General features: G+C 41.7%; 9 protein-coding genes and 1 pseudogene. 4 read left to right on the top strand and 6 right to left on the bottom strand.

The window, feature by feature from the left end; all coding sequences use genetic code 11:
- Positions 1-96 precede the first annotated feature (96 nt).
- Positions 97-1,815, top strand: a complete 1,719-nt coding sequence (locus tag M2404_RS20145) for a hypothetical protein (RefSeq protein ID WP_259241797.1) — start codon at positions 97-99, stop codon at positions 1,813-1,815.
- Here M2404_RS20145 and M2404_RS20140 read toward each other — a convergent pair.
- Positions 1,800-1,964, bottom strand: a pseudogene (locus M2404_RS20140) (transposase); the annotation flags it as partial. The gene M2404_RS20145 and the pseudogene M2404_RS20140 sit on opposite strands and share 16 nt — an antisense overlap.
- Positions 1,965-2,229: 265 nt before the next feature.
- On the opposite strand from M2404_RS20140, the gene M2404_RS20135 reads away from it, so the two are divergent.
- Positions 2,230-3,555, top strand: a complete 1,326-nt coding sequence (locus M2404_RS20135) for a site-specific DNA-methyltransferase (RefSeq protein WP_259241795.1) — start codon at positions 2,230-2,232, stop codon at positions 3,553-3,555.
- Between the two features lie 176 nt (positions 3,556-3,731).
- Positions 3,732-5,813, top strand: a complete 2,082-nt coding sequence (locus M2404_RS20130) for an ATP-binding protein (protein ID WP_259241793.1) — start codon at positions 3,732-3,734, stop codon at positions 5,811-5,813.
- Positions 5,814-5,823: 10 nt separating this feature from the next.
- On the opposite strand, the gene M2404_RS20125 is transcribed toward M2404_RS20130, so the two are convergent.
- From M2404_RS20125 to M2404_RS20110, 4 genes are read right to left on the bottom strand one after another with little or no spacing between them, the layout of a single operon-like run.
- Positions 5,824-6,840, bottom strand: a complete 1,017-nt coding sequence (locus M2404_RS20125) for a TniQ family protein (protein WP_259241792.1) — start codon at positions 6,838-6,840, stop codon at positions 5,824-5,826.
- A gap of 3 nt (positions 6,841-6,843) precedes the next feature.
- Positions 6,844-7,740: a TniB family NTP-binding protein gene (locus tag M2404_RS20120; RefSeq protein ID WP_259241790.1), complete on the bottom strand. Its 897-nt coding sequence runs from the start codon at positions 7,738-7,740 to the stop codon at positions 6,844-6,846.
- Entirely contained in the window at positions 7,737-9,614 is a 1,878-nt protein-coding gene (locus M2404_RS20115; RefSeq protein ID WP_259241789.1) for a Mu transposase C-terminal domain-containing protein, read from the bottom strand. Before M2404_RS20115 ends, M2404_RS20120 begins: the two co-directional genes overlap by 4 nt.
- Entirely contained in the window at positions 9,607-10,182 is a 576-nt protein-coding gene (locus M2404_RS20110; protein WP_259241788.1) for a heteromeric transposase endonuclease subunit TnsA, read from the bottom strand. The genes M2404_RS20115 and M2404_RS20110 overlap by 8 nt, the downstream gene beginning before the upstream one ends.
- A 302-nt stretch (positions 10,183-10,484) precedes the next feature.
- Between M2404_RS20110 and M2404_RS20105 the strand changes: the two genes are divergently transcribed.
- Positions 10,485-11,423 (top strand): hypothetical protein, encoded by a 939-nt coding sequence (locus tag M2404_RS20105; RefSeq protein ID WP_259241787.1) that lies wholly within the window; start codon positions 10,485-10,487, stop codon positions 11,421-11,423.
- A gap of 534 nt (positions 11,424-11,957) precedes the next feature.
- On the opposite strand, the gene M2404_RS20100 is transcribed toward M2404_RS20105, so the two are convergent.
- Positions 11,958-13,097, bottom strand: coding sequence for a hypothetical protein (locus M2404_RS20100; RefSeq protein WP_259241786.1), 1,140 nt, complete (start codon positions 13,095-13,097; stop codon positions 11,958-11,960).
- Positions 13,098-13,335: the final 238 nt, after the last annotated feature.

Genomic DNA, 13,335 nt, shown 5'->3' with positions numbered 1-13,335 from the left:
TGTGACTTACAACGCTAAATAGTACTCTACAATGCTATTTTGTACTGTACATCGCTATTTTGTACCGCTACTTCGCAGTAATAGCGGAGTGGCTTAGTGAAGGGGATTCCAGGGATCAAGGAATTCCCATCCGATAATCGTTACTGGCGGGTTGATTGGTTCGGTGCCATTCAGCCCAACCCCAAGCTCCTACGCGAGCCAGTACTGCAAATTGTTATAACCCCGTTCAAAACGCCAGATGTTACCGCTCTGCCCCCTAATAAGCTGGCTTCTGCATCCAGCGGTTTGGTGGATTACACAGAACAACAAACAATCTGTATTGGTACCGGCCAGCTGCCGGCTGTGTGTGTTGGCTCTATCTGGCGCAACAGTGAATGTCAGCTGCAGCTTGCAGGGCAACTGACTGAGTTCAAAGGGTTAGAGATTTCTGAGCATACCACTCAAGTGTTAAATGCCAGTGCCAAAGAGCATAACCAGTACATCATTCCCTACACCCATTACAAATTTGGCAAAGCCGGTTACCTAAGCAAAATGGTCGCTATCGATTATGGCGGCGACCCTTACGGCATTTTGATCCCAATGGCAGAGCTGGTGCGGTTTTACTATGCCGTGTCGACCGACCTGGCAGATGTGATTTTCTCGGGTGACCTAAAACACAATTTGCATGCAGTGCTGAATATGGAACACACCTGGTCGGAACCGGAAGAACAGCGCGAAGTTATTGGGCTACGCCAGCGTTTTTCGGATCAAGATGGCTGGATACTGGCCCGAATTCTAAATTCTCCCGAAGCCTGGTCAGGTGCCACAGCAGTGCACGACGCCATGCTAAAAAGTCGTGTAAATGGCGTAGCGGCGCATATTGAAAGTAATTTTCCGTTTGCAGGCAACACAAACCTGAGCGCCCGTTGCAAAATGCTCCCTACGGCAGATCCGAATAAATGGCGTTACCTGGTATTGTCGCTCGTTCGCTGCTCTGCTGCTTTCCCCTTCCGGCATCTGACCGTGTATCGTGACAACGACAACAACCGAGCCAAAGATGGCGAAGACAAACCTGATGACGAGAAAAAGCCAGGCTGGGGCGGTCCCCGTGTAGTTCCTGGGCAACAAGGCAAATCATTTCAAAGTCAGCAAGCACCGAATAAAAACGCAGCCACTGAGATATTTAACCTGCCTACAGACAGGTTTGGTGATATTGCCGGTAAAGAGCCGGATAAACCAACTAAAGAGCAATGTGAGTATAAATCTGTCACCGTCGTAAAGCCGCCGGTGGAAAGCAACCAGCTTAGCACCGCTCAGGGTGACAATACCGACTCTACCGTTGGCACGGGCCGTTTAAACAGCACTTACGACCGCGCTAAGGCATTACCAGCGAGTTTCGATACATTTATCAAAGCTATCGAGCATCTAAATACCTATGAAGGCTTTAGTGCCAAGATACGAGAACCGGATGAACTATTCAGATATATACCACTAACGAAGCCTGAAGGATTTTGGCAGTGGTCGTATCTGGACTCCAGAGACAAGATTAAACGTAGAGTCTGTGTTGCAGATATTAGCTACAAAACATGTTATCTAATCGTTATAGAATTTGAACATCGGTCAAACGAGAAATGCCAATTAGGCACAATACACATAGAAAACTGGGATTATCTGTCTAACGATAAAGTACGTTTTACTCTGGAGTATCTAGCGACACACAAAGGCGTCTGGAGGCCGCTGCCAAAAAACGAATTAGTTATAAGACCATACAAACATATATGGCATTCCGTTGAAAAATTTTCTCAAGCTCTAGCAAGCCTCTTTATTAAAATCTGAACTGTAGTGCCACCGAATTTGGCGCGCCATTTGTAGAAGGTAGCCGAACTCATACCGTGCTCGCGGCACAGCTCTGGCACCGGTGCGCCGGCTTCGGCTTGTTTTAAGATCGCCAGGATTTGGCTGTCGCTAAATTTTGATGTTTTCATGCAGAATCTCCTGCGTTTATGTTACGAGAAAATTCTACTTTTGACGTCAGTTATTTTTAGGGTGTATTACCAGTGCACTTGCATCCCACCGCATAACATGGCAAACATCTATATTTAATACGCACAAACAAACGAGATAAGTCATTAAAAAACCTAAAGATATAACGAAATCGAATTTCACACCAAACCTGGAATGTTTCGTTAGATACTGGTATGATTGGTTTTAACTTAAAGTGATCCAATTTTTTATAAATAGAGACAGAAAATGAATGCATTAAACAAGGATAGAGACCTTCTTAACAGGATTAATGCTTACTCGTTAGAAGATGAGGCATACTGGTCATTTAGAGGGCGCTCTAAAAGACATCATTGTCATGGTCTAATCCAGTACCCTGCAATGATGATTCCTGAAATGCAAGGAGAATTAATTGACGCAGTATTAGCCGACGATAGAAATGTCCGAAGGGTTTTCGATCCATTCGTTGGCTCAGGCACAACTCTTGGTGAAGCAATGTGCCGTGGACTAGATTTTTTAGGGATAGATATTAATCCATTAGCGATTTTAGCTTGTGAAGTTAAGAGTGGTCCGCTATATACAAGTAAATTAAAAGAAAAAGCTGAATTAGTTTTAGATGCAGCTAAAAAGGATAGCTCCACTGAAGTAGCGGTAAAGTTTGATGGCATTGATAAGTGGTTTACTCAAAATACTCAAGTTGAGTTAAGTGCAATATATCGTGCAATTAAGAATGAACCATCTAAGTGGGCTAGAAAGGTATTCTGGCTTTCGATGAGCAGTACAGTTAGAACCGTGTGTAACTCCAGAAGTTCGACGTATAAGCTGCATATCAAACCTGAAGAAAAAATAGAACTGACACCATCAGCGATAGAGGAGTTTGAAAAAAAACTTCGCAAAAATATCGACAATATTGTTGCTCAAAAGACAATTTTGGATAAAAATAAAGTTTTAAAAATGGCAACATCAATAAGTGATGTAGTTATTAAGAATGCTGATTCTGCAGGTAAAATCAGAAGCTCACTAAAGTGTGATCTGCTAATTAGTTCACCGCCTTACGGCGATAATCAGACAACTGTTACTTATGGACAGTTCTCATACCTTCCACTAATGTGGATTGATTTAGGTGACATTGAAAATTTGACCCAATCAGGGCTCCTGGCCCATAAAAGCGCTATTGACTCAATGAGCTTGGGTGGTTCTAAGAAAGGTTCAAATGCTAAATACAAGGAAATAAAAAATCGTTCAATGTCTTTGGTTAATTGTGTTGAAGAGATAAAAGCAGTTAATCCGGAAAATATAAAAAAGCTTGTGTCTTTCATCTATGATTTAGATAATGCATTAAGTAACTCTTTGAGTTTTCTTAGAGAAAATGCATACATGATTTGGACGCTTGGTAACCGAAGAATTTCAGATATTGAAGTTCCACTAGATAGCATTATGAGAGAGTTGCTTGAATCACGGGGCTGTCATTTTGTCCATAAATTAGAACGGGATATTCCCTCTAAGCGAATGGCTAACAGGAATCAAATAGCAGCAACAATGGTAAAAGAATCAATATTGATTATGCGTAAATAGCATACCCTCCCAATGAACTGAATAAAATTTCTTGGAAGCTAGGCTGAAAATAAACTACTTGGTCATTAATTTTGATAACAGATAATATATAGTTAATAATCAGGCTGGATGTTGTAAATTTAAAAGAATTCGGATATATTGAAATATTATTATTTATTGAAATAAGGATGTTGGGAATGAGCAATGCGTCAATTAGATTTAGTGGAAACATAATTGAAGAACTTTCTAAAAATATTCCCTCATCGTTATTTGCATTAAATGAGCTAATTAAAAATGCATATGATGCATTTTCACCAGATGTTACTATCAAGATTTCCCCCTCTAATAACACTATAACGATTTCAGACCATGGAAACGGCATGGCAGAAGATGAGATAAATTCCCTGTTTCATATTTCTAAAAGTTCTAAAAGTTACGGTCACGAAATAGAGCAAAATGGAGTAAAAAGACTTACACAGGGCTCAAAAGGGCTTGGCTTTCTCTCTGCCTTTAAATTTGGTGATAAAGTTGAATGGAAAACATGTAAAAACGGAGTTCGTAGCACATTTTCAGTATGTAAATCTGAATTAATCTCCAAAGATGATGTTGCAGGAACCAAAATTCCTTTGACAACAGATCTTCATAGTGAAAATGGCACTATAATAACAGTCTTTACAAGCAAGAGCGAAATTGAAGAGTTACTGATCGATTTAGATGTAGAAGATGGTAAATCCATTGAAAAACTAGCAGCAACTATAATAGATGATTCTTTTAATATTAAGATAGAGATAGAGAATCAGAAAAAAATAACTTCCACTGAAAAACTAAAGAAATTTGATAAAGAGAGTGAGGAAAATCAATTATTTTATGTCAAGTATGACCCGTCAAAAAATGAAGTTGATTTTTATCACAAAGGCGAGCACATAAAGTCTTTCCCATTTACCCTAGGAAGAACAGACTATTCTATAAGCTTAGAGCTAATTATATTTCATTTCAATAGAGGTAAGAATTCAAGAAGTATATCTCCGTTGAACAGACGAGTGCACGATGAAGCGCTCTATCCTCTAATTTATATAAATAGAAATCTGTTTAATAATACTGTTATTTTCGATCCAGAGCTACTAAGAAAGAAGAGCTCTGGAGAAACGCTGCCTCAAATGATTGGTCGAGTTAATTTAACAAGCAAGAGTAAAGAAATAGAATTTAATTCAGACAGAACAAATTTCGTTGAGAATAGCTTAACAAAGAAATTGATTAAAGATCTGGAAGATCTTAATAAGCTCATTCAGACTAAAGGCGCCGAATTAAAAAAACAACTACGAAAAAGCAAAGGAGTTCCAACAGGTAAGGCTATACCATCATTAGGCGCTGATACTGATGAGCAAAAGAATAGAACAGCATCAATAATTATAGATAAAAATAGGCCTCTAACGTTCTATATACCTTCAGACCAGATATATTTAGAAGAATACCTATTCCAAATAAAAAATAGCTCTGGCCAAATTGTCGAAAAGAATGAAGTCGATATCTTAATAGACGGCCATAAATCGAGCAATAGGGTGCTATTGTCTATAGAAGAACCATGCGAAAAAAAGATTAGCTTTAAATATATAGATGATCTGACAGATCTTGTTTCTAAAGAAATAACATTATCTTTTGAAAGACAAATATCACCTATTTCAGGTAAAACTTTAGATAAGTCACTTTTTACAATTCAATCTGGTTCCGGTTACTGTGTTAAAATAGAAATAGTTTCTGATATTATTAATGCAATTGACAACGCATACTCATCAAAGTCAAGGGAAGATTACTTACCATTAATAGCATGCTCGATCAGGTCAATATTCGAAATTTCCTCTGATAAAATAATTAAAGCTCGTAAGCAATGGTTCTCAAAATTTGATCATAGTAAACTTAGCATTACAACCAAAAGAGAGGTGAAAGACAAGCTACTGCTAAATGTAGTTAATGTTATTCTTCTACTGAAAAAGAATCCAGACCTTATAAATGAAGTTGCTAATGTATCAGGTATTAATTTTTCAACTCTAGCCAACTTATTAGATGTAGAGAGCTTCAAAAGTTCAGTCAAAACTTCACATATTGGAGCTCATCAATCAATTAGATATCTATCAAAACCGAAGATAGAGTCTTGCGCAGATACTTGTGGCCTATTTTCCGTAATATGTGATGTATTAATGAATGTAAATAGTGCTAATGCGGCTGCGTCCAGTATTAATAAAGTTGATGAATCAGACTTAGATAAGTACCTAAGTTCATAACATTCCTCTGCTATTTCAGGCCTCTTTTACTGGGAGGTAATAAAAAGAGGCGTTCTAATTGAGCAGTTTCAGCTGCCTTCAAATCACGATGTACCTGATTTGAAGGCAGCATCCGTTTTTTTATTGCTGTGCGAAGTTTGCGTTCAGCCTGTGCATCACTAATCCATGCGGCAAGACTCAGTACGTAATGACGCTCCTCAAGGTCCCGTTGTTCAAAGGCTATTTTTCTTTTCCGCAATTCGCGCACAGGTTGTTTCACTACACTGCAGATATGGCTCTGCAAATCAGGCGCAAGGTTTTCGCTGACTATCAACCTACACATCTGATGCCATAAGATTAACCGTGCTTTATTAAACGGACCGCAATCTCTAAACTGTCGGTCTACGATCTTCAGCAGAGTTTCCCATTGGGTGAATGGTCTTTTGTGCCACTTATCGACCGGCACTTTTGGCGCTTCGCTAAGCAGTGTGTTGCAATTCCAGCAGTGGTTCATATCACCGGCATCGAGCAGGTTGGCTTTGCCCAATTCAACCCGGTGAAACGCTACCGGCTGCTGGCATTGATGGCAACGGTCATGCAGCATTATCTGATGCTTTGGGCAGAAGGTGTAGAAGGCCAGCCGCCACCCGAGCCGAAAATATGGGATGGCATCCTCTGCCAGGCACTGTGGGCAATATTGAATACCGAAATTGCGGTAAATTCTGTGATACATTTTCAAGGGTAACCACCAGCGCAGCTGACCACTAAGGTTTTTGGTTTGAAACAACCGCCCCTCAAACAGTAGCGCCGTCATCTTTTTTACCTGTGCGAGTGGTGTGCCGGTGCGCTCACTCATTGTTTGCAGTAACCAGTCTGGGGCAAACCGATCAATATCACGATTCCACAACTGCCTTTGATGGCCAAAGTTGCGCACGGCAAAGGTTTGGGCTTTCATACCGTTGGCATGAGCACAACGAATGAACCAGGACGATAATGCCTCACCAGGCAACGGTCGGGGGTGAGCTGGCCACAAAGTCCCCGATAACATGGTTTAGACGGTCAAGAACTGACGCCGGCGCTCTGAAGGCGGCGTCCAGTCGATTTGTTCTAGGGTATCCAGCGTAATACATTCCTTACCGCTTAAAATTGCCAGCTCAGCGGCAGCGTTTAATACGCTGGTTAACTCGCCAATATTCCCCTCGCTCATAACGTATAGCTTGGTGAAAATGACCTCGTTATGTAATTTTGACGGCAGCTTTAGCGGTAACATGGCTTCAAAGCTGGCCAGCAAGCGCTTAAAGTCGTCATTCATTTCCCAGCGTGGCAGGTGTATTGGTTTAAAGCGATTAGCCAGCTGTGGCTCTGTCTGCAATGCTCTGAGTGCATCTTTGGTACCTACACCGACAATTGATATTTGCAGCTCGTTGCTCAGGTACTTCAGCACATTTAAAAAGGCACGCTGTCGGTGCAGGCTGCCGGCAAGGATTTGGTGTATTTCGTCAATTACCAGTACCTTTAGCTGCGCATACCGTAATAGTTTTAGTACCTGATACTGCTTCTTATCAACGCGCTCACTGGGTTTGTAAGGTGCAAATAGCATGTCGAGAATGGCATTATAAAAGCGCCCTTCATCCGGTACTGGTGGTGCCTGTACATACATTACAGGTGCAATCACAGCTTCACCTTCTGGGTTATCGACCGCAGGGTTTAGCTGACAGAAACGCTTTACCAAGGTGCTTTTACCGTTATTCGAATCGCCAATCAGAATAATATTGGGCATCCGGTTTACTCTGGGATGCTGCCGCAAATCATCCAATTGCTTTAGCACCACCTTAGCATAAGGGTAGCCAATCCAGCGATCTGATTTAATTCGAAAAATCCGTTCAGCATCGGTCAGACTGAGCACCTTGCGGGCGCTGGCTGTCAGGTGGCTGGCATTGTCAGTCATAGTTCGTCCAGTTCATCAAACGGCAAAAACTCCGCATCTTCGTCTTGCTGAACTGGCGGCAGCAAAGGTGCCTCAGTCTTTGCAGGCCGGCTTTGCTCAATTACGCTGTGCGACAGCTGATGCGTTTTACGCCGTTGATTCATGCGCCGAACCGCCTTACTGGTTTTTACCGCTGTGGTTTCAATTTCACGCATACGATCATAGGCATCAAAAATGGCCTGTTCATCTATTTCTTTTACACCGGCTTCTTTGGCGCGTTTACGCGCTTCACGCAGCTCCCAGATGCTAATAGGCGGGTGCGACAGATTACGATATGGAATGGCGTAATAGGTTGCCAGCTCAGGGTCGTAGAACCAAATTTGACTTAAGTCGCGCGGGTCGCGTCGGAACATAAACTTGCGTTTACGTTTGGAGTCATTTGGATCAGGTGCATTAATCCACACCCGCAACACGTCTGAATAATAGTGAATTTTGTCAATTTGTACGCCGTAATCCAGCACGGCCCGTAGTTCAAATGGCATGAGATCCAGGCGAAGTTTAAACTCGTCGGCAATTTTTGCCGGCAAGCCAGAACCTGGTGCTTTATCTGAACCCAAAATACCTCGCTGCCAGGCCTGTGCGGGTGACATACCAAGGCTGCTATGTATTTTCTGGTGGTATACATCAACAATGTAAATCGTTAGCCACTGCTCGAACTCGGATAAAGTTAATGCTGCTTTACCTTCGGAGTCATACTCACCTTTCTCTCGCGGATTAGAAAAGGTGGTACCAGGTAGCGTATGAATTTCTTGCGCGAAAGAGCCCAGTGCACGTTCTACATGAGCACCGAAATTCGGCCGACCTACCGGACGCCACTCCAGATCAATACCATACTCGTCACAACCACGTTGCATCATATTGCCACGGAACTCTTTGGCGTTATCAAGATGCACTTTGGCTGGCAGCCCCCACACTAACCATTGGTTTTGCGTTGGGTACCTGGTCAGCCATTTATCTTTCGTTAGAATTGCATGGGTTAAACACAAGCCGGTCGACAACGCGCTCGGCGGATCGAATGAGACATAAAACCCAGTGACCACCCTGGTACAGACATCAAATGCCAGAGTGATCCACGGCCTGCCAATAGGTTGCCGGTAATGATCATCAACCAGAATAATATCAAGCTTGGTGTGGTCAATTTGTACTACGGCCAGTGGGTAATCGGCACCAGGGAAACTTCCCTCATGCGGCTTATAACTTAAGTCAGCGGTTTTTCGGCCAAGGCGGCGGGCGGCAACCAATTCGCCCTGCAATTGCTTAATACGATTTCGAACACTGTTGGCATGTGGTACCGGCAGGTTCTGCCTTAAACAATGCTTTCTGACTTCATCGCATACTTTCTGCTGGCTCTTTTTCTGCTTTGTCAGGTATTCGCTTTCAATCACCTCACGGATAATTTTCTCAACTTCTGGCGTTAACTTAGCTGCGCCTTTATCACTACGTGTTTTGGGCAGTAATGATGAGCGTAGTCCGCTTTGTTCATAGGCCCTGAGCCAACCATACACCGTATTGGTATGCACCGAGTGCGCTGCTGCCTGTGTTGCGACATCTTCCCGCGTACGGTCGGGCTTATCCAGCAACGGTTTAATAATGTCATAGCGCTTTTGTGCAACTACCCAAGCGGCTTCACCTATTGCTTGCAGATCGGTGTGGGTCTGCTCGTTACTTTGCTCAGCAGGTTGCAACTCATCAACCTTGGTAACAATGACCGCCTGATTGGCATCATCCAGCAGCTCTACGTTTTCTAATGAATTCACGCGGCGAATGCGGTGCACCTTACCCTGGAAAGATACCAACTTGCCTGGTTTAAGCTCAACCAATGCCACTTTAGTCATTGGCCACACCCCATACTTTGCTGGCCATCGTCAGTTTCTGTGTCAAATCGGCTCCCACTCGCTTCGTACCTACCAAATACCATAGTAGCGGAATATATTCTGCCTGAACCATAGGGTTCGCATCGATGCTGGTTAGCAGCTCTTGCACGGAACAGCTTTCTACTTTGGCGAGCGTGTTTAGCAACTGTGGAGCAAGTTCTGAATCATCAGGAACACGGCGAGCAAAAGGTAGCAGAAACTTGGCGTTATCCAGCAGCTGCGTGCGGATATGTTTTTCATTTATCAGCTTAAACCGCCAGCCCCGCTCTTTAGCAAACCGGTACGCAGCCTGAAACTTAGGTTTGAACTGCCCCCAGTTTTCACGAAGCTCATCGCGATATTTCACTTCACACAGTAATGGCTTGTGCCCTGGCTGGTGGTAATAGACCAGTACATCAGGCGTGTATGAGCGTTCTTTACCCTTATCATCAAACCACAGCACTTTAACCGGCTGGACTTCAAAGCGCTCTACCTCGGCAGAAAACTGTAGTAATGTCAGCCAATCCCGCTCCAGGGTAGACTCAAACATAGCCTTACCCTCAGATTTCGAGTTGGCCGCAACGCCTGTCACGTTGCGGTAGTTTTTAGGGATGTTGCGGATTGGCATACTAAGTAATCGATTTAAATACAGTATTTATTACCAACTACTTTACACAAATAAAGATGTTTTGTAAGATGATCTAGCTCCCACCACAGGTTGTCTGCTTACAAAGTTGGGAAAAGTTCATATTCAGGTTAACTAACCAAACCACTGATGGAATATGTTTCTTAACCAACAGACTCTTTAAGAAACTTAGCATTCCGCGTCCATTGGTGTTCGGGAGTTAGTCTATGTCCACTGTTTTCAAAGATCTTCTCAAACCTTTAGCCCGTGAACTCAAAAAAGACATTGAGCAATACGGCCTAGTTTCTCAGTTACCGTTGTCACACAGCTATCAATTGCTGTCAGCTGCTTTGTGCACTGTAAGTAACGAATTTGCAACAAAAAATAATATTCCTTACGTAATTAACCCATTGCACTCAGTGTATGGAAACGATACAAAATTTCAAATAGCACCAGTGATCTCTCGCACTGTTGAGCTTTTGGGTCTAACGGAATTACAAGCCAATGTCGTGGCAAGTTTTGTCGTAGAAAGGTTAGAGCGCGCACGATTGTCAGTTGATTATGTGCGCCTGATATCAGATGAAGCTTATCAACCAATGGTAAAAGCGACTATTGAGCGTCATCGGCAAAAATACTATCAGATGTCTCCTTTTTACCCAGAGACGGCATCTGGGGCAATTGCTAAAAACATCTTTCCAGAACCGGACTTGTCCATAAACACTCTCTTAAAAATGATATCGAAGAGTAAGCTTGCAAGGGAATTAATCGAATCTATAAAGCAGAATCGCTGTAGGTTGTGGTATTACCCACCTTCAAGCGTAGAGGAAGCGAGCATTTCGTACCATAATGCTGCTAACTTGTCAGATAAGCGCAAACAGGCAGAATTAGGTGTAGGCTTTGTTTTTGTCTCATTTGAAATTGAGTTCGAAAATGTACGAGGAAGACCTGAACTTGGTACACATCACTACTATTCTGTAAAATCACCGTTGTTAACGATACGTGAAGACGCTAATTGGTTACTTAATAACATTGTCAGCAAAACTCTCAGAGTTGGAAATGCCTATTTCATGCACAAAGAAGATGAATTATGGCCCAAAGGGTTTAACTCATTAACTAAGGTCAGATACAACTCTGATACGGAACAAATTGAGATCGAACCAACGTAATTGTCACTGAAAAACTTGCAAATCAGAGTCAGTTCCCCAAGCTTACTAGTTAGAAGGCACTGAACTTTAAGTGCCTTCCGTTGCCATATACCTGTAACGTGTGTAACCCTTGACTGGTCAGATGCTTGCAAAAAGCATCTAGAGGAACTACTGTTGTCAAGGGGACACCGAATATGGCTCACTTCTTGCCTCATAAATTACGTTTAAAGTAAATTGCTTTTACCTTAAACGTAGTAGGAAGTGTATTTAGGCTGACAGTATTGCAAACTTGATAATTTGCTGTACGATGACTGCCAGTTTAAGTAGAATTGTTTGCGTTTTTTAATCAGAGGTGGACATCAAATGTCGAAGAATCATAGCTTTACAAAGCAAATGGGAATCAACAAATTGTCATTAGAAAAGACCACTGAATGCTAATTAGCTGTAATTTCTAAAAAATAAATAAGCCGAGTAATACTCGGCTTATTTATTTTCTGATAAATGCCAATCCGAATTAGCAGTTATCTTTCCGTAATTCGAATCAGGGATAAAAAGTTAATCTACACGTTCCCATATACATGTGAACACTATACCAGGTAGCACCCATCCATTTGTGTGGCACGAGAGTCTATTCAACGGGTGAGAAGATATCGACCAATTTTTATCTGCGTTGTACACAGTATGGTCAAGAAAACGCCATTTCGTTGGTAGATGGATGTCTATGTCCATACCACAAGACGGCTCTCTGGTGTTAAGAGTATAAAAGTTCTCTGGAACTTGGGATGTTTCGGTTATGAAGATCTTAGTATAAGCATCAGTCAATATGATGTCTTTCTTAAACCGACAAGTAAACTCGCCATCTTCAATGGTCACATCAAGCTCAAAATTTATATCTGGCTTTACTACAATCTTTCCATTTTGCATTTCAACATAGTTTTTTGATTCAAAGATGGTTTCCCTTGAACCATCTGCATTGACTTTCCCTATTGTGAGATTCCATATATCCTCCAGCTTCTGTGGCAATGCCTTAACCATCATTCTTGGATTATAAGCAAGTGGATAATTTACAGAGCGTCCCTCTTCTACAGGATTATAATCTTCGTCTAAACCGATACAATGCAAAGAAAACTCGCATGACTCATGCCATAGCTGCTCTCCGTTTTTGTCTTCTATCGTAATTTTTTTTGTATAACTTGATCTGTGTACTCGCTCAGGTTCAAGAAAAGGAAAGATCTGTCTGCTAAGTTGCTGAAACAGTCCTTTATCTTTTACACAATGGGAGCCATATAACTTGTTAAAAATACTTTTAACGTTTTTTTCGATATCGGCTTTCTCAGCGACGTCTAAAACTCGGTCAACGGTTTCGGACCTGACTGTGTTCAAATATTTATTAGAAATATCTTCTACATTTTTCTTAATATCGGGCAAAATTATCGTCTTCCATATTTCGACGACTTTATCAATAACTGATACATAAATCGTATTAAAAACGAAGAGACCTATAATTATTAAAATTAAGTTATACCTGCTGGTATCAATGATTTCCTGATATTTCTTTTTCTGGTCTCCCGAAAAATGGACGGCTAAATCTATAGAGCCTAACCCTATATATGCAAGCAATAAAAACAAAGCAATTACAGTCGGTGTCCACTTTCTTAAACCAATAAGCCTCAATATTCGCACCAAATTATCCATAAATATTTCCTCCCTCAGCTAGCAGTAAATGTCGATTAAACATATTTTTTAATACGCTAAAATAGTCGATTATCTTGAAAAGGAACAGGAGTTTTATGAACAAAAGCCGTCACATCAACAAACCAGTACAAATTAGTCATAGAGTACAGCCCAAACTGACTACTTCAATAGCAATTAGCAGTGTAGAATGGCACCATAACGGTTAAGGCCAGTACAAATTAGCATTGTGATTCACAAT

The organism is Rheinheimera pacifica, from assembly GCF_024809855.1.
In the GTDB taxonomy this organism is placed as follows: Bacteria; Pseudomonadota; Gammaproteobacteria; order Enterobacterales; family Alteromonadaceae; genus Alishewanella; species Alishewanella pacifica_A.
This window is presented reverse-complemented; position numbering and strand designations above follow the sequence as displayed.